The organism is Paraburkholderia sp. (assembly GCF_050742655.1).
Taxonomy (GTDB): domain Bacteria; phylum Pseudomonadota; class Gammaproteobacteria; order Burkholderiales; family Burkholderiaceae; genus Paraburkholderia.
Window position 1 is genome coordinate 352,837 of the sequence record NZ_JBOIGG010000003.1, and the last position, 16,108, is coordinate 368,944.

The window sequence follows — 16,108 nt, forward strand, 5'->3', positions numbered from 1 at the left end:
CGGGCCTGTGCGTGCTTCTGCGTGCTTCTTTCTGCGCTATCCCGCGCTAGTCCTGCAGGTCGCGTAGCGGGTGTTCCGCTGCGGACCACGGGCTCTCGAACATCCGCGCCACTTCGGCGGGCGGCACGTCCTCGAGGCGTGCGAAGCGCCACATCGGGCGGTTGTCCTTGTCGATGATGCGCGCGCGTATCCCTTCCATTACATCGCCGTGCCCGAACGTCGACCGCGTGAGGTCGAGGTCGCGTCGCAGGCAATCCGCCATCGTCCCTTCCGAACGCGCGACGAGTTCGAGCGACATCGCCATCGACAGCGGCGAGCGATCGCGAAGCATGCCAACCGTCTGCTCGGCCCACTCCGCGCCCTCGCAGTCGCCTTCCGCATCGAGTGACGCGACGATGTCGGTCATCGTCGGCTTCGCAAAATGCCGGTCGATCAACGCACGGGCGTCCGCGAGCAACGACGTGTCCGGCGTCGGCACGACGTTGTGCCGCACGGCTTCTTCGACGATGCGCGTCACGACGTCCGCGCCGCGCTCGAACGGGTCGTGCCGCAGCGACTCGAGCAGCGACGGCAAAGCCGCTTCGTCGATGAAGACATCGGCGAGACCCGCATACAGCGCGTCGGCGGCGCCGATCGTCGCGCCGGTCACCGCGAGATAGCGGCCGAGCGCGCCCGGCGTACGCGCGAGGAACCAGCCGACGCCGACGTCCGGGAAGAGCCCGATGCGCGTTTCCGGCATCGCCATCTTCGTCGATGCCGTCACGACCCGCAGACCGCCGGTGCGGTGCGCGCCCTGAGAAATGCCCATGCCGCCGCCCATCACGACGCCGTTCATCAGCGCGATATACGGTTTCGGATAGGTGAAGATCGCGTTATTGAGCCGGTACTCTTCGATGAAGAACGTATCGAGCGCGTCGCGGTCGCCGCGTTGTGCCGCGTCGTACAGAAAACGGATGTCGCCGCCCGCGCAGAACGCGCGCTCGTGCGGGCTGTGCACCACGACCGCGAGCACGTCGGGATCTTCGCGCCAGCGTTCGAGTGCCGCATGGATCGCGCGGATCATACCGGTCGACAGCGCGTTCAGCGCCTTCGGACGATTGAGTTCGATGAAGCCGATGTGATTCGCGACAGTGGCGAGGACTTCGCCGCTGGCGAGGTCGGTGGCAACGGTGGACATGGCGGAAAGAAGCGGATGACCGGCGAACGGCGGAAGCTGAACGGTATCACGCCGGCGCGGTTTTCGGCTTCGCGGGCGCCCGCTTCGATGCTACGCGTTTCGCGGTTTTTGCCGTGGTTGCCGGGTTTGCTTCGACGGTTGCGACGATTTCCGCAGTGTTGTCGGTGGTCGCCGGCTCCGCGGCTGGCGGGCTGCCGAACCATGCGTCGAGCGCGGCATCGACCACCGTGTCGAGCGGCGTGTGCGGAAACACCGGACACGTGAGCCGCAATGCGACGATGCCGTGCAACGTCGCCCAGAACGCTTCGGTCCACACGGCTGCATCCACGGATGCCGGCAAGCGCCCCGCCGCTTTCATCTGCTCGATCGAATCGACCATCAACCGCAGCGCGGCGTCGCCGGACTCGGCGTCCGCTGCGACGCCGACGAACGCGGCGTCCGTGTACGACGGATCCTCCATGAAGATCAGCCGGTAGGTTTCCGGATGCGCGACGCCGAACGCGACGTATGCGCGGCCGATCGCCTTCAGGCGTTCGCCGGGATCGACCACGTCGGCGAGCGGCGCGACGCTTTGCAGCATCTGCGCATAACCCTCGGCACACAACGTGCGCGCGATTTCGTCGCGGCTGTCGAAATGCAGATACAGCGTGGCGGGCGAGTACTCGATCGCGTCGGCAATCTTGCGCATCGACAGCGCGGAGAAGCCGTCGCGCATCACGATGCGGCGCGACGCCTCGAGGATGCGTTCGCGCAGTGCCTGCTTCTCGCGGGTTTTTCGTTCGGTAATTCCCATGCCCTGCATTTTCCGGTTGACAAACTGAAAAGTCAAATTAAACTGAACACCGTTTACTGAACGGTGTTCATAAATTATCTGTCACTCAATCAGCAGGCCCTCACCCTACTTTTGAATCAGGAGAAACGACATGGAAGCAATCGGCAAAACAGGTCTGTTCGGCGCCGCGGGCGCGGCCGGCCAAAGCATCGCCGCGGCGCTCGGCGCGGTGGGCCGCGACTATCGGGTGATCGGCCGGTCGCGTGCACCGCTCGAGGCCGCATACGGTCGCGATCCGCACGCGGAGATCGCGACGTGGAATCCGGACGACCCCGCGTCGATCGCCGCGGCGGCAGCCGGACTGCAGACGGCGGTGTATCTCGTCGGCGTGCCGTACGACCAGTTCGCGTCGCATCCGCCGTTGATGGAAAAGACGCTCGCCGGCCTGATCGCCGCAGGCGTGCAACGACTGATCCTGATCGGCACGGTCTATCCGTATGGCCGCGCGCAAAGCCGCCCGGTCACCGAGGATCATCCGCGCGAACCGCACACGTTCAAAGGGCGGATGCGGCTCGAACAGGAGAACCTGGTGCTCGATGCGCATCGCCGCGGCGATCTCGACACACTCGTGCTGCGGCTGCCGGATTTCTACGGCCCCGGTGTCGAACGTAGCCTCCTGCACGGCACGTTCGAAGGCGCCGTGCGCGGAACACGTGCGCAGATGGTCGGTCCGATCGACGTGCCGCACGAATTCGTTTTCATGCCGGACGTCGGCCCCGTCGTCGAGAAATTGACGCGCACACCGGAGGCGTTCGGTCGCGTGCTGCATCTCGCGGGCGTAGGCCCGATCACTCAACGCGAGATCGCGACGCGCGCCTATGCGCTCGCCGGCCGCAAACCGAAGCTGATGGTCGCGGGCAAATCGATGCTGCGCATGCTGGGGCTATTCGATCCGATCCCGCGGGAACTGGTCGAGATGCACTACCTGCTGACCGACCCGATCATGCTCGACGACTCCGCGCTGCGCGCGCTGATCGGGCCGATCGCGAAGACACCCTACGACGAAGGCATCCGGCTGTCGTTCGAAGCGGCGCAGCGAAACCAGACCGCGGCGGCTTGAGCGTGCATCAGGCGAGCACGCTGACCGCGTTCACGTCGTGCCTTCGTCGATCACTGACCGAACCACCGCATCGCACTTGTGCGCGCGATCGCGGTCGAACCGACGAAGCCCGGCGCCGCAGCGCCGTGGCCCGGCAACCGTATGAATTACCTGAGATCGTGATATGGGAAAATACTTCGTCGGGGACCGTGCCGTCCCCGAACCGCAAGCCGCGAACCAATGGTTCGACTACGCCGGAAATCACGGCATCGATATTCCGAAAGCCATCAGCATCTGGGAAGACGCTGCAACCGAAGCCGGTGACGAGAGTCGCCGCATCGTCGGCCGTGCGGGCATCCGCATCGAAACCGGTGTCGATTGATGCCGGCCGGCCTCGCACCTCGAGAGGACACGCCATGAAGTACCTTACGCGGCGCTTGCGCCCGTCTGGCCCCTTGCCAGCCGCCACGCTGCGCGTCGTAGCGCTCGCCGCCGTGTCGGCCGCGGCGCTCGCGGGCTGTGCATCGTCGAACACGACATCGCTGATCAATCTGCCGAACGGCGAGACCGGCTTCGCGGTGAACTGCAGCGGCGCCGACGCCGGATCGAGCTGGGCCTCGTGCTACGTGCAGGCCGGCAACGCGTGCGGCGCGAGCGGCTACGACATCGTGTCGAAGGACGGCGACGAAGGCGGTGCCGCAGGCGGCGGTGTCACGAACGTCGTGTCGGCCAATGTGAAGAACCGGTCGATGGTGGTGCGCTGCAAGTAGCGCACCAGTAACACCCAGCCAACACCGTCAATGCGCCTGCATTTTCGAGAACAGGTTCAGCACGACGACGCCCGCGACGATCAGCGCGAGCCCGATGATTGCAGGCAGATCCGGCACCTGTCGGTACATCACGATCGCGACCAGCGTGATCAGCACGATGCCGACGCCCGACCAGATCGCGTAGACGATACCGACCGGCAAACTGCGCAGCGTCAGCGAGAGGCAGTAGAACGAAATGCCATAGCCGATCACGACGACGACCGCGGGCACGAGCCGGCTGAATCCTTCCGACGCGCGCAGGGCGGACGTCGCGATTACTTCAGCGACGATCGCGATGGCAAGCAATGTATAGGGCGGCAGACGCAGCATCGGCTCAGACCTTTGCAAGCGCGAGCTTGCCGTAGTCGAGACCGAGATGCGTGCACAGCGCCTCGACCACCAGTTCGTGATCGCCCCGCTGCGGCAGACCCGACACGGTCACCGAACCGATCACGCCCGCGTGGCTCACGATCAGCGGAAACGCGCCGCCATGCGCCGCGTAGTCAGCCGATGCGAGACCGTGCTTGTCCGCGAGCGTCGAAGCCGACTGCTGCAAGCGCAGACCGACCGCGTACGAACTGCGGCGAAACTGCGCGACGACGTTGCCCTTTCGACGCGCCCAGTCGACGTTGTCGGGCGTCGCGCCGTCGAGCGCGCTGAGGAACAGCGGCTGACCGAACGTACGAATGTCGACGACGAGCGCGAGGCTACGCGCCTTCGCGATTTCATGCAGAGACCCACCGACCTGCCATGCACGGTCGGCGTCGAAATGAGGGAACACAAGCGCTTTTTCCTGCGCGGCGATCGCCTGCAGGTCGTGAACGATATCCATAGGCACCGGAAGACAGATAGAGAGCAAGCGCCACGATCGAACGATGTCGCCGTCCAGTCGCGCGTGAGCCCGCGTGACAATAGGGAACCGCGATTCTAGCGCAGGCTCCGTTCGTGCCCTGCATATCGACTGCATCCGGCGCGTCTCCGCGTGCGCGATTCGTTCGAACGTCGAAAGTGTTGCGTCGACTTACGATTTCCCCTATAATCTTTTCTTCGACGGACGCGGGGTGGAGCAGTCTGGCAGCTCGTCGGGCTCATAACCCGAAGGTCGTAGGTTCAAATCCTACCCCCGCAACCAAAGCGCTCATGTAGTACACGTCGAACCGCAATCAAGGCTTGCCATACGGGCAGGCCTTTTTTGTTTGTGCTCCCCCTTCCTGCTGCCGTGCTCGCATGCCAGACCGGAAGACATCGCGAATCGCGGCCACAAAAAAATCAAAAATAAAATCGCCGCCGAGACTCGTAGTTATCCTGAACTGAATGCGACTGCGCGCGAATCTTCACCGCCTTCGCCTGCGTCCTGACGCAGAACCCCGCCCCGCTTATCGTCGACCATCGCCCGGTGATACACTCGCCTTCACCCATCCGAGTCGCCTTCCTATGAAATTCTGTTCCGTCTGCGGCCACACGGTCAGTCTGAGCATTCCGCCCGGCGACAACCGCGAGCGCTTCGTCTGCGCCCAATGCGGCACCGTGCATTATCAGAATCCGCGCAACGTGGTCGGCACCGTTCCGGTATGGGAAGACAAGGTGCTCTTGTGTCGTCGCGCGATCGAACCGCGCTACGGCTACTGGACGCTCCCCGCCGGCTTCATGGAAATGGGCGAGACGACGTCGGAAGCGGCCTCGCGCGAAACGCTCGAGGAAGCCGGCGCGCGCGTCGAGGTGCAAAGCCTGTTTTCGCTGCTGAACGTGCCGCACGTGCATCAGGTGCATCTGTTCTATCTCGCGCGGTTGCTCGACATCGACATCGAGGCCGGCGAAGAAAGCCTCGAAGTGCAGCTCTTCGACGAAGCCGAAATTCCGTGGGACGACATCGCGTTCCCGACGGTCGGCCAGACGCTGCGTTTCTTCTTTGCCGACCGCTCGGCCGGCACCTTTGGCCTGCACACCGGCGACATCTTCCGCTCACTGCGCGAAGGCTGAGCGGCACCCGCGCATGGTCCCCTGGCTCGGCCCCGACGATCCGTTTCCGTCCGTCGAACGCGCGCTCGGTGCGACGAGCGGCGCGCCCGGCCTGCTCGCCGCGAGCGCGGACCTGCTGCCGTCGCGGCTCATCGACGCGTACCGGCGCGGCATCTTCCCGTGGTATTCGGACGGCCAGCCGGTGTTGTGGTGGAGCCCCGATCCGCGGATGGTCCTGCGTCCGCAGGAATTCAGGATCTCGCCATCGCTCAAAAAGACGCTGCGCCGGGTGCTGCGCGAGGACACGTGGGAAATCCGCGTCGATCACGACTTCGCCTCGGTGATGCGTGCGTGCGCGCAAACGCCGCGGCGCGATCAGCGCGGCACGTGGATCACCGCCGACGTGATCGATGCATATTCGTCGCTGCATCGGCGCGGCGACGCGCACAGCATCGAAACATGGCGCGACGGCAAGCGGATCGGCGGGTTGTACGGTGTGTCGTTCGGGCGAATGTTCTTCGGCGAATCGATGTTCGCGGAGGTCACCGACGCGTCGAAAATCGCGCTCTCCGCGCTTGTTGCACACTTGCGACGTCACGATATAGAAATGATAGACTGCCAGCAGAACACGTCGCATCTGGCGTCGCTGGGCGGTCGCGAGATAGCGCGCAAGGCGTTCGTCGCACATGTTCGCGCGTCTGTCGATGCCGCGCCGATCCCCTGGCGCTTTGACAAGACCGTGCTGTTCGACGTCGTCGCGTCCGCGGCGTGATGGACGGATCCGCACAGGCGCGTCGATCAGTTTGCCGGAGCGCCTGCGATAACGGATTCGCGACGGGTATGCGGCGGGTCTGCCGCGGGCCGGCAACGGGTCTGCCAAATACCGAGACGCTTCGAGAGCTGCCAACGTGACTCACCCCAATGAGCTGCCGCTTTCACCGCTTTCCGCGCTGCAATTCTATGCAACGGCGCCCTACCCCTGCAGTTATCTGGAGGGGCGCATCGCCCGCTCGCAGGTCGCGACCCCGAGCCACCTGATCAACTCCGACGTCTATACCGATCTCGTCAAGGCCGGCTTCCGGCGCTCTGGCGTTTTCACCTATCGCCCGTATTGCGACGGTTGCCGCGCGTGCGTGCCGGTGCGCGTGCCGGTCGATGCGTTCGAGCCGAACCGCACGCAGCGCCGCGTGTGGAAAAAACACGGCGAGCTTGTCGCGACCGTGTCGCCGCTCCACTACGACGAAGAGCACTATGCGCTTTACATGCGCTACCAGTCCGCCCGGCATGCGGGCGGCGGAATGGACCGCGACAGCCGCGACCAGTACGAGCAGTTCCTGCTGCAGAGCCGGATCAACTCGCGGCTCGTCGAATTCCGCGAGCCTGTCGACGAACATCCGGACCTGCCCGGCATCCTGCGGATGATCAGCATGATCGACATCCTCGGCGACGGACTCTCGTCGGTCTACACGTTCTTCGAGCCCGATGCGCCGCATACCAGCTTCGGCACTTACAACATCCTCTGGCAGATCGAACAGGCGCGCAGCCTGAAGCTGCCGTACGTGTACCTCGGCTACTGGATCCGCGAGAGTCCGAAGATGGCGTACAAGGCGAATTTCCGGCCGCTCGAAGGCTTGTTCGACAGCACGTGGAAAACGCTCGACACCACGCACACCGATCTGCCGCCCGTCGACGCGGTCCTGCAAGGAAGGCGCGGCCCGGTGCGTTTCTAACGCGCGGTTCGTTCTCCAATCCACCCGCACGCCGGTCCGCTCCGCCGATGCCGGTAAAATAGCGGGTTTTCATTTTCCGGCCGCCCGCCTCCACCCCGTGTTCAGTTCCCTCTACCCGCTCGTACGCGCCCAACTCTTTCGCATGGATGCGGAAGACGCTCATCACCTCACGCTCAAGCTGCTCGGCGCGGTCGGCCGCACGGGTCTCGCCGGCACGCTGGCGCCGCGGGTGCCCGATGCGCCGCGCACCGTGATGGGTCTCACGTTCCGCAATCCGGTCGGTCTCGCGGCGGGGCTCGACAAGGATGGCGCGTGCACCGACGGCCTCGCGGCGCTTGGCTTCGGTTTCATCGAGGTCGGTACGGTGACGCCGCGCGCGCAGCCCGGCAATCCGCGTCCGCGGATGTTCCGTCTGCCGCAGGCCAACGCGCTGATCAACCGGATGGGCTTCAACAACGCGGGCGTCGACCAGTTCGTGCAGAACGTGCAGGCGGCCCGCTATCGCGGCGTGCTGGGCCTGAACATCGGCAAGAATGCCGACACGCCGATCGAGCGCGCCGCCGAAGACTATCTGTACTGTCTCGAGCGCGTGTACCCGTTCGCGAGCTACGTGACGATCAACATCTCGTCGCCGAACACGAAGAACCTGCGGCAATTGCAGAGCGCAGGCGAACTCGATGCGTTGCTCGCCGCGCTGAAGGACAAGCAGCAACGGCTCGCGGATCTGCACGGCAAGCTCGTGCCGCTCGCGCTGAAGATCGCGCCCGACCTCGACGACGAACAGATCAAGGCAATCGCCGACACGCTGCTGCGGCATCGGATCGAAGGCGTGATCGCGACCAATACGACGCTCGCGCGCGCAGCGGTCTCAGGATTGCCGCACGCCGACGAAGCCGGCGGTCTGTCGGGCCGGCCGGTGTTCGACGCGTCGAACGAGGTGATCCGCAAGCTGCGTAGCGAGGTCGGAGAGACGGTGCCGATCATCGGCGTGGGTGGGATTTTTTCAGGTGCCGACGCGCGCGCGAAGCTGGCCGCGGGCGCGGCGCTGGTGCAGCTTTATACGGGCTTCATCTACCGCGGGCCGGCGCTCATCGCGGAATGCGCGCAGGCGCTGGGCAAACAGCAGCAGGCATAGCGGGCCGGCGGTACAGCGATACGATTGCCAGGAGGCTGTTTCACCGAGGTTGTTCCGATGAACCCGTGCTTTCGATTCACTAACGCAATGACGCCTGGTGAATTGAGAAACCCTTTTACGTAACAAAGTAAAATTCATAAGGTTTCCTTAAGCATTTTGTGATCCCGAGCAATAACGGGAAAACATCGGACCTGCAGATCAGTCATTCTGGTTTACACCGAAGTCGTTGCAATCAAGTTTTCATCAAGTGTCGCTACGGTGAACTGGTTTTACCCGCTATTCCGTCTGCGAAAAAATCCCCTATTGATCCGGAGACTAACGATGAAAACGACTTCCGTTCGCAAGATGACTCACCGCTCCGCGTTTATCCCGCGAGCTACGACAGTCGCACTGGCACTCGGCGCAGCCAGCTTGAGCGCGTATGCCCAGCAATCAGAATTTCGCGGCGACAGCCAGTTCTTCCCAGGTTTGCTGGTCGTCAGTCGAAGTGTGTACGACAATCTGTCAAGCAACGTTCAGGCGGGCAGCGTATTACCTCCGGATTGCGCCAGCACACAGGGGGGCTGCTCCCCAGCTACCGGCGCGCCCAGCGATGGCACCTATCCCTATGTATGGAACAACGACGCCTATGACGGCAGCTTCGGTATCACGTCGCGGATTTTTCTGGACCAGGTTACGCCATCCGGCGAGCGCGTGAGTTCGCTCGAGGTGCCCAACAGCCTGCAGGGTCAATCCGGAGAGGATCAGCTCGTCACCAGCTTCAGCTCCAAATCGGAACTCGGTCTCCACCTTTCGACCGACGGCCGATACCTGACATTCATGGGCTACGTCGCGCCGGTCAATACATTGGACGTCTCGAATTCGAATACCCCGGGTGCCGTGGATCCGACCAATCCGGTGGGGCAGAGTTTTTATCGCGCGGTGGCCCGCGTCGATCGCAATGGTCACTTCCGCTTTACCGAAACCAATGCGTATAGCGGCAATAATGGACGCTCCGCGATTCTGAACAATCGCAACGGGCAGGACATCGTCTACACCGCTGGCAATGCAGGCAACGGTTCCAATCCGCAGCCCAACGGTGTCATCCTCGGTGCCGGCGCACAGTTCATCGATGCGACGAAACAGCGCGAGTCGCGGCAAAACCCGGGGACGCCGACACCTGTCGCCAGTTTTTCAGTGACTGAACTTGGCGCATCAGCGGACAAGATAGGCAAGGACGATAATTTCCGCGGCATGACCGCATTCAACAACGTGCTGTATTTTTCGAAGGGCAGTGGCAGCAACGGTGTGAACACGGTTTACTTCGTGGATACGACCGGCAAAGCCTGTCCGTCGGGTGTGGGTGTGCCGGCCGCCAATGCAGCGTTGCCCAGCACGCCGCTGGCTTACAACCCCGCTTCGCTTCAGACCAGCGGATTGCCGGGCAATATGTGTGTGCTGGCTGGCTTTCCCTCGACGCCAAACAAGAAAGCCACCACGCTGTCTTATCCCTTTGGCCTCTGGTTCGCTAACGCCAACACGCTCTATGTCGCCGACGAGGGAGACGGATATACCGGCGGCGCCGACCTGTTCACGCATGCAACCGCGCAGACGGGTGCCGGCCTGCAAAAGTGGGTGTACAACGCCGGCGCGAAGAAGTGGACGCTGGCGTACACGCTTCAAGCGGGTCTGAACCTGGGCCAGCAGTACGCGGTGCCGGGCTATCCCACCGGATCCAATGCGGCGACCGGACTGCCATGGGCACCCGCGACCGATGGGCTTCGTAACCTGATCGGCCGCGTCGAGAACGACGGCACGGTCACCATCTGGGCGATTAGCTCGACCGTCAGCGGCAATGGCGATGTGGGCGCCGATCCGAATCGACTGGTCGTAGTGCGGGACATTCTCGCGAATACGACTGCATCCGGCGCCGCACGCGAGAAATTCGCGACGTTGCGTCAAGCGGGATTCGCAGAGGTCCTGCGTGGCGTTTCCTTCACGCCTGGCACAGAACGAGACCATCGCTTCTGATTAGCCGCTGCCCTTCTGGATAAGCGCCACAGAGCGTCCAGGCAGTCATTCGGGGACTCTAGCCGGTTTGCCCGTGGGTTTGCCTGATCAATCGGGCAAACCGGTCGATGATTAATCACGCGCCCCCTCAGATCGCGCCGCTTAACCGCCCCTCACCGCGACGCGAGCGGCGTGCTCACCGCCGCCGCATCGAGCGCGACACCGAAGCGATCGAAGCGCGGCCGGTAGAAGTGATCCGGATCGAGCGAGAACGCGACGCGCCGTGTGCGGCCCATCAGCTCGCTGCGCGGAAAGAAACCGAAGTAGCGCGAATCCGCGCTGTCGTCGCGGTTGTCGCCGAGCATCAGATATTCGCCCGGCGGCACGGTCACCGGGCCGAACGAACGGCGCGGGCTCGGCGCGTATTCGGACAGCCGCACCGCATGCGTGACGCCGCCGAAGCGCTCGACGTAATAGTCGCCGGGCGATCCCGTGTCGTCTGCCAGCGGGCCGACCGTCAGCGGCTGATAATTCGCCCGCGCACCGTTCACAAAGAGCACGTTGTCGCGCAGTGCGATGCGGTCGCCGGGCAGGCCGATCAGACGCTTGACGATCAGATCGTGCGCCGCCGATGAATCGATCGTCACGATGTCGCCGCGATGCGGATCGTGCAGATGCGCGATCGCGATGTGCGTCAACGGCACGCGCAGATCGTAGGCCATCTTGTCGACGAAGATGCGATCGCCCTCGCGAATGGTCGGCAGCATCGAGCCGCTCGGCACGACGTTCCAGTCGGCCACCGCACTGCGAAACAGCACCATCAGGACGAGAAAGGCGACGAGACTCCGGTACTCGCGCCACAGTCGGGCCAGCATGCGCATCGGGAACAGCTCCTGCAAAAAACGGGTAGCAGCCGATATCACTCCGGCGGGCCGCCCTGAAGGTCGAAAACCAGGCAAAAGCCAGGCGACAGCCGCGTCACGCGCGGCTGCCCGCGCAAATCGTATCACTGCCGGGGGAAAGGTCGCGCCGTCGCGGGCATGGGCCGCGTCGCAGCACGCGAAGGACCCTACACCCCCTCCTCCTCATCCGCCGCAAACCGAACCCCGAGCGCCGCACGCGCCGCATCGGCCATTTCGATCATCTGCAGCGACACCGCGTGCGTCATCACCAGGCTTTCGTTTGCGCCCGCGCGGATCAGCTCGCAGAAGTGCGCCGTTTCGTAGTTGAGGCCGCCGCCCTCAAACGGCGCATCGAGTTCGACGACGCGACCATCCGCATAACGGACCGTCGCGCGCGCCGGGTTCCACCAGTTCTCGTGGATCGTCACGTGGCCGCCGGGCGCCATGATCAGCGCGTCGCCGCGGCCGTGCAGATCGAGCCCGCAGAACAGCTGCGCGATGCCGTGTTCGTGCCGGCAGTTCAGGCTCGCGAACGTATCGACGCCGGTCGCGCCGACGCGGCCGAAGGTCTGCACGTCGAGCGGCGCACCCAGCCAGTCGACCGCGAGAAACATCTCATAGACACCGATATCGAGCAGCGCGCCGCCGGCATGATCGAACGACAGCGACGGATGATCCGCCGGCACGCCCGGCACCGAGCAGCCCGCGCGCACGAGGCCGGGCACGCCGATCGGATCGCGGAGGAGATGCTCGCGCAGTTGCCGGTACAGCGGATAGAACGGCGGCTTCATCGCCTCCATGAACAGGCGGCCGGTGCGGCGCGCGGTCGCGACGACGCGTTCGAGCTGCGCGCGGTTAACCGTCGCGGGTTTCTCGCACAGCACGTGGCAGCCCGCTTCGAGCGCGGCGATCGCATAGGCCGCGTGGCTGTCCTGCATGGTCGCGATGTAGACGGCGTCGATGCCGCTCGCGAGCAACGCCGCGAAGCTCTCGCAGGCCGCGCCGCCGGACGCTTCGGCGAAGGCGGTCGCGGATTCGGCGCGGCGCGACCACACGGAGACGAGCCGTGCGTGCGGCACGTGCGCGAGGCCGTCGGCAAACCGGCGCGCAATGCGCCCGGCGCCGACGATCCCCCAGCGGATGACGGTCGTATCGGTCATGAAGGGTTCGGGTCCTGGTCCAGTGAATGACAGGCCCGTATTGTCGCCGATACACGCCGATACACGCCGCAGCGCGATCGGCGATCAGGACAGACGCTCAGCGATGCGGCGGATCGACCGCGAACGCGTTGCCCACTTCGTCGACGGTGTAGTCGATCAGCGCGAGCGATGCCGCTTCGGCCTCTTTCGGATCACGCCGCTCGATCGCTTCGACGACGCGCCCGTGCGTGCGCATCACAGACTCCCACACGCCGGCCTTCTGGTTGACGATCGGGTTGACCGCCGCCAGCGCGCCGCGAATGATCGCCGCCATCTGCTGGAAAAACTGGTTGCCGCTCGCCATCACGATGCGCGTATGCAGCAGCTCGTCGGCGGCCTGGTAGCCGGGCTCGCCGGGCCGGATCGCGCAGAGGGTGTCGAACGCGTCGCGGATCGCCGCGATATCCGCCGCAGTGCCGCGCGCCGCCGCCTGCGCGGACGCGCGCGGCTCGATCAGGATGCGAAACTCGATCACGTCGCGCAGGAACAGCGGGTCCGGCTTCGCGCGAAAGCGCCAGTTGACCACGTCCTCGTCGATCATCCGCCAGTCGTGCATCGGCCGGATGCGCGTGCCGATCTTCGGCCGCACGTCGAGCATGTCGCGCGCGAGCAGCATCGACAACGCCTCGCGCATCACCGTGCGGCTCACGTCGAAGTCCTTCGACAGCACGTCCTGAGGCGGCAGTATCGCACCGTACTTTTCCTCGACGATGCCGGTGACGAGACCGTCCATCACCTTGCTGACCAGTGATCGATCCTTGTTGCCCTGTTCCATGACCCTCTCCCCGATGCGGCCTGGCCGCCCGCATTCTGTTAATAATCCGCGCCCTCGTTGCGTCGTATCGCTTCGTCGTCTGGCCCCGCCGTATGGCCCCTCCGTATGACCCTTTTCGCTACGTTGCTTGCTCCAATACGGTTGCGCCAGTTGGGAAACGTCCTGACAGGGTTATCCCTCTGATGAATTGTTTCGTACTTGAAACGTCTGTCGAGAAACAGACCGCCAGGCTTGCGCGCAAGGCGCGTCGCCGCGGAAAAGTTGCACCGCGCGACGTCCTGGGCGTCGCATCCGCGCCACGCCGGCTCCGTGGCCTGGGCCAACTGGGCCGCCGGAAAGATCCTGCCGGTTCCGCTACGCGACCGACGCGTAGCGGCCGCCGAAAAACACCAGCGGCGCGCGCTCGTCGAGCGCGAACATCCGCACCTCGCCGACGAACAGCGTATGGTCGCCGCACGGATGCCGATCGACGAGCCGCGCGGCGAAGCGCGCGACCGCATGTTCGAGCAGCGCCACATCGGGCATCCCGTCGACAGTCGCAAAGCGCGGCGCGAGATGCGGCGCAAAGCGCGTCTGCAATTCACCGGCGAAATGACGGCTGTGCGGTTCCTGCGCGTGCGACAGCACGCTCACGCCGAAGCTCGCCGCGCGCATCAACCGCTCGTGCATCCGCGCGCGATGACCGACCGACACGACGATCAGCGGCGGCTTCAGCGAGCCGGACATGAACGCGTTCGCGGTCATCGCGTGCAGCGTGTCGCCGCTGCCCGCCGAAATCACGACGACGCCGGTCGCGAAGCGGCCGAGCGCGTGGCGGAAGCGGCGTTCGTCGAAGGCTGAAGTGTCGACCGCAGCCGCGGCCCCTACGAACACACCTGCCGAGCCCGCACCCGCGGCCCCCTGCGCATCACTTGCCGTCGCCGCCCGTGCGTCCATCGTCGGTCTCCTTCACACGGCCGTACTGATCGTCGAAGCGCACGATGTCGTCCTCGCCGAGGTAGCTGCCCGATTGCACTTCGATGATTTCGAGCGGCGTCTTGCCCGGATTTTCGAGCCGGTGCGTGACGCCGAGCGGAATATAGGTGGACTGGTTCTCGGTGAGCAGGAACGCTTCGTCACCGCGCGTGACGCGCGCGGTGCCGCGCACCACGACCCAGTGCTCCGCGCGATGATGATGCATCTGCAGCGACAGCCGGCCGCCTGGCTTCACGACGATGCGCTTCACCTGGAAGCGCTCCCCGTTCTCGAGCGAATCGTAATAGCCCCACGGCCGCCGGACCTTGCGATGGTCCTGCGCCTCGGGCCGCTGCTCGGCCTTCAACCGGCTGACGATCGCTTTCACGTCCTGCACGCGATCGCGCGCGGCGACGAGCACCGCATCCGCGGTCTCGACCACCACCACGCCCGCGACGCCGACACACGCGACGAGCCGTCCGTCCGAATGCACGAAGCTGTCGGTCGCGCCTTCGAACAGCACCGGGCCGCGCGCGACGTTGCCCGCCGCGTCCTTCGCCGACACCTGCCACACGGCGTCCCATGCGCCGACGTCGGACCAGCCCGCGACGAGCGGCACGACCACGCCCTGAAGCCCCTCCAGTCCGTCGCCGCCGATGCGCTCCATCACCGCATAGTCGATCGAATCGGATGGGCATCCAGCGAACGCCGCGCGATCCAGGTGAACGGTACCGTCGCGGTCTGCGCGTGCTGCGTTGAACGCAACCTCACACGCGCTGGCAATCGCGGGCCGGCACTGAGCGATCGCCTCGAGCCACACCGACGCGCGCACGACGAACACGCCGCTGTTCCACCAGTAGTCGCCCGATGCGACGTAGCGCCCGGCCAGTTCGGCATCCGGCTTTTCGACGAAACCACCGATCCGACGCGCGTCGTGCATGCCCTGCGTACCGTCCTCGCCGATCGGCTCGCCGGTGCGGATGTAGCCATAGCCGGTTTCGGCGTGCGTCGGCGGCACACCGAGCGCGACGATCGCACCGCGTGCCGCGTGCGCGACTGCCTGCGCGAGCGCGGCGCCGAACGCGGCGGTATCGGCGATGAGATGATCCGCGGGCATCGCGATCAGCACGGGATCGTCGGCATCCGCGGTGCCGTCGACCGCACGTGCGGCGAGCGCGGCCACCGTCAGCGCCGGCGCGGTGTTGCGCGGCGCCGGTTCGAGCACGATCTGCGCGCACGCGCCGCAGAACGCCAGACGCTCGGCGGTCAGCAGATGCAGGTCTTCGCTGCAGATCACGAGCGGTGCACGCAGCATGGGCGCAGCGTCAGCCGGCGTGCTGTCGGCAACGGACGCACCCGGCGCAAACCCGGAAGCAAACGCGCTACGCACACGCACCACCGTCGCTTCGAGCAGCGACTCTTCGTCGAGCAGACCGATCAGCTGCTTCGGGCTGCGTTCGCGCGACAGCGGCCACAGCCGCGTGCCTGAGCCGCCCGCGAGGATCACGGGCTGCACGACGACCGGTGCCGCTGCGGACAGCGCAGCGGTCGCGGGGAGACTGGGTTCGGCGATCCGGTTCATCGAGGATTCCATCGTGAGGAGGTAAA

At 65.1% G+C, this 16,108-nt stretch carries 17 protein-coding genes and 1 tRNA gene; 9 read left to right on the forward strand and 9 right to left on the reverse strand.

All coding sequences use genetic code 11. The annotated features are described in order from the left end of the window. Nucleotides 1–46: 46 nt before the first annotated feature. Entirely contained in the window at nt 47–1,177 is a 1,131-nt protein-coding gene (locus ACREXZ_RS06775; RefSeq protein ID WP_431763266.1) for an enoyl-CoA hydratase/isomerase family protein, read from the reverse strand. A gap of 46 nt (nt 1,178–1,223) precedes the next feature. Continuing rightward, a complete protein-coding gene (locus ACREXZ_RS06780; protein ID WP_431763267.1) occupies nt 1,224–1,970 on the reverse strand; it encodes a TetR/AcrR family transcriptional regulator in 747 nt (248 codons plus the stop codon). Nucleotides 1,971–2,100: 130 nt separating this feature from the next. On the opposite strand from ACREXZ_RS06780, the gene ACREXZ_RS06785 reads away from it, so the two are divergent. The 3 genes from ACREXZ_RS06785 to ACREXZ_RS06795 all read left to right on the forward strand — a co-directional run bounded on the left by ACREXZ_RS06785 (nt 2,101) and on the right by ACREXZ_RS06795 (nt 3,818). Then, nucleotides 2,101–3,069 carry an NAD-dependent epimerase/dehydratase family protein gene (locus tag ACREXZ_RS06785; RefSeq protein WP_431763268.1) on the forward strand — a complete coding sequence of 323 codons (969 nt, stop codon included), beginning with the start codon at nt 2,101–2,103 and terminating at the stop codon, nt 3,067–3,069. A 163-nt stretch (nt 3,070–3,232) separates the two neighbouring features. Continuing rightward, nucleotides 3,233–3,430, forward strand: a complete 198-nt coding sequence (locus ACREXZ_RS06790; RefSeq protein WP_431763269.1) for a hypothetical protein — start codon at nt 3,233–3,235, stop codon at nt 3,428–3,430. A 34-nt stretch (nt 3,431–3,464) separates the two neighbouring features. Beyond that, complete coding sequence (locus ACREXZ_RS06795; protein ID WP_431763270.1) at nt 3,465–3,818, forward strand: hypothetical protein; 354 nt, start codon at nt 3,465–3,467, stop codon at nt 3,816–3,818. A 27-nt stretch (nt 3,819–3,845) separates the two neighbouring features. Here ACREXZ_RS06795 and ACREXZ_RS06800 read toward each other — a convergent pair whose 3' ends face one another. Beyond that, a complete protein-coding gene (locus ACREXZ_RS06800) occupies nt 3,846–4,187 on the reverse strand; it encodes a DMT family transporter (RefSeq protein ID WP_431763271.1) in 342 nt (113 codons plus the stop codon). A gap of 4 nt (nt 4,188–4,191) precedes the next feature. Continuing rightward, nucleotides 4,192–4,689, reverse strand: a complete 498-nt coding sequence (locus ACREXZ_RS06805; RefSeq protein ID WP_431763272.1) for a heme-degrading domain-containing protein — start codon at nt 4,687–4,689, stop codon at nt 4,192–4,194. A 223-nt stretch (nt 4,690–4,912) separates the two neighbouring features. Between ACREXZ_RS06805 and ACREXZ_RS06810 the strand changes: the two genes are divergently transcribed. The 6 genes from ACREXZ_RS06810 to ACREXZ_RS06835 all read left to right on the forward strand — a co-directional run bounded on the left by ACREXZ_RS06810 (nt 4,913) and on the right by ACREXZ_RS06835 (nt 10,691). Continuing rightward, a tRNA-Met gene (locus ACREXZ_RS06810) sits at nt 4,913–4,989 on the forward strand. A 302-nt stretch (nt 4,990–5,291) separates the two neighbouring features. After that, nucleotides 5,292–5,837, forward strand: a complete 546-nt coding sequence (locus ACREXZ_RS06815) for an NUDIX hydrolase (RefSeq protein WP_431763273.1) — start codon at nt 5,292–5,294, stop codon at nt 5,835–5,837. Nucleotides 5,838–5,850: 13 nt separating this feature from the next. Then, nucleotides 5,851–6,588: a leucyl/phenylalanyl-tRNA--protein transferase gene (gene aat / locus ACREXZ_RS06820; RefSeq protein WP_431763274.1), complete on the forward strand. Its 738-nt coding sequence runs from the start codon at nt 5,851–5,853 to the stop codon at nt 6,586–6,588. 136 nt (nt 6,589–6,724) lie between these two features. Beyond that, complete coding sequence (locus ACREXZ_RS06825) at nt 6,725–7,546, forward strand: arginyltransferase (protein ID WP_431763275.1); 822 nt, start codon at nt 6,725–6,727, stop codon at nt 7,544–7,546. A gap of 97 nt (nt 7,547–7,643) precedes the next feature. Next, entirely contained in the window at nt 7,644–8,681 is a 1,038-nt protein-coding gene (locus ACREXZ_RS06830) for a quinone-dependent dihydroorotate dehydrogenase (RefSeq protein ID WP_431763276.1), read from the forward strand. Nucleotides 8,682–9,002: 321 nt separating this feature from the next. Further along, a complete protein-coding gene (locus ACREXZ_RS06835; protein WP_431763277.1) occupies nt 9,003–10,691 on the forward strand; it encodes a hypothetical protein in 1,689 nt (562 codons plus the stop codon). 152 nt (nt 10,692–10,843) lie between these two features. Here the strand turns inward: ACREXZ_RS06835 and lepB are convergent, their stop codons facing one another. The 5 genes from lepB to ACREXZ_RS06860 form a co-directional block, all read right to left on the reverse strand. After that, nucleotides 10,844–11,551 carry a signal peptidase I gene (gene lepB, locus ACREXZ_RS06840; protein WP_431763278.1) on the reverse strand — a complete coding sequence of 236 codons (708 nt, stop codon included), beginning with the start codon at nt 11,549–11,551 and terminating at the stop codon, nt 10,844–10,846. 188 nt (nt 11,552–11,739) lie between these two features. Beyond that, entirely contained in the window at nt 11,740–12,732 is a 993-nt protein-coding gene (locus tag ACREXZ_RS06845; protein ID WP_431763279.1) for a Gfo/Idh/MocA family protein, read from the reverse strand. Between the two features lie 97 nt (nt 12,733–12,829). Further along, on the reverse strand, nt 12,830–13,546 hold the full coding sequence (locus ACREXZ_RS06850) for a FadR/GntR family transcriptional regulator (RefSeq protein WP_431763280.1): 717 nt from the start codon (nt 13,544–13,546) through the stop codon (nt 12,830–12,832). A 354-nt stretch (nt 13,547–13,900) separates the two neighbouring features. After that, entirely contained in the window at nt 13,901–14,482 is a 582-nt protein-coding gene (locus ACREXZ_RS06855; protein ID WP_431763281.1) for a flavin reductase family protein, read from the reverse strand. Continuing rightward, on the reverse strand, nt 14,454–16,082 hold the full coding sequence (locus ACREXZ_RS06860) for a mannose-1-phosphate guanylyltransferase/mannose-6-phosphate isomerase (RefSeq protein WP_431763282.1): 1,629 nt from the start codon (nt 16,080–16,082) through the stop codon (nt 14,454–14,456). Before ACREXZ_RS06860 ends, ACREXZ_RS06855 begins: the two co-directional genes overlap by 29 nt. Nucleotides 16,083–16,108 lie beyond the last annotated feature (26 nt).

What these genes read in the sequence shown, in the direction of transcription:
- ACREXZ_RS06775 (WP_431763266.1), bottom strand. Translation starts at nt 1,177, where the DNA reads ATGTCCACCGTTGCCACCGACCTCGCCAGCGGCGAAGTCCTCGCCACT.
- ACREXZ_RS06780 (WP_431763267.1), bottom strand. Translation starts at nt 1,970, where the DNA reads ATGGGAATTACCGAACGAAAAACCCGCGAGAAGCAGGCACTGCGCGAA.
- ACREXZ_RS06785 (WP_431763268.1), top strand. Translation starts at nt 2,101, where the DNA reads ATGGAAGCAATCGGCAAAACAGGTCTGTTCGGCGCCGCGGGCGCGGCC.
- ACREXZ_RS06790 (WP_431763269.1), top strand. Translation starts at nt 3,233, where the DNA reads ATGGGAAAATACTTCGTCGGGGACCGTGCCGTCCCCGAACCGCAAGCC.
- ACREXZ_RS06795 (WP_431763270.1), top strand. Translation starts at nt 3,465, where the DNA reads ATGAAGTACCTTACGCGGCGCTTGCGCCCGTCTGGCCCCTTGCCAGCC.
- ACREXZ_RS06800 (WP_431763271.1), bottom strand. Translation starts at nt 4,187, where the DNA reads ATGCTGCGTCTGCCGCCCTATACATTGCTTGCCATCGCGATCGTCGCT.
- ACREXZ_RS06805 (WP_431763272.1), bottom strand. Translation starts at nt 4,689, where the DNA reads ATGGATATCGTTCACGACCTGCAGGCGATCGCCGCGCAGGAAAAAGCG.
- ACREXZ_RS06815 (WP_431763273.1), top strand. Translation starts at nt 5,292, where the DNA reads ATGAAATTCTGTTCCGTCTGCGGCCACACGGTCAGTCTGAGCATTCCG.
- aat (WP_431763274.1), top strand. Translation starts at nt 5,851, where the DNA reads ATGGTCCCCTGGCTCGGCCCCGACGATCCGTTTCCGTCCGTCGAACGC.
- ACREXZ_RS06835 (WP_431763277.1), top strand. Translation starts at nt 9,003, where the DNA reads ATGAAAACGACTTCCGTTCGCAAGATGACTCACCGCTCCGCGTTTATC.
- lepB (WP_431763278.1), bottom strand. Translation starts at nt 11,551, where the DNA reads ATGCGCATGCTGGCCCGACTGTGGCGCGAGTACCGGAGTCTCGTCGCC.
- ACREXZ_RS06845 (WP_431763279.1), bottom strand. Translation starts at nt 12,732, where the DNA reads ATGACCGATACGACCGTCATCCGCTGGGGGATCGTCGGCGCCGGGCGC.
- ACREXZ_RS06850 (WP_431763280.1), bottom strand. Translation starts at nt 13,546, where the DNA reads ATGGAACAGGGCAACAAGGATCGATCACTGGTCAGCAAGGTGATGGAC.
- ACREXZ_RS06855 (WP_431763281.1), bottom strand. Translation starts at nt 14,482, where the DNA reads ATGGACGCACGGGCGGCGACGGCAAGTGATGCGCAGGGGGCCGCGGGT.
- ACREXZ_RS06860 (WP_431763282.1), bottom strand. Translation starts at nt 16,082, where the DNA reads ATGAACCGGATCGCCGAACCCAGTCTCCCCGCGACCGCTGCGCTGTCC.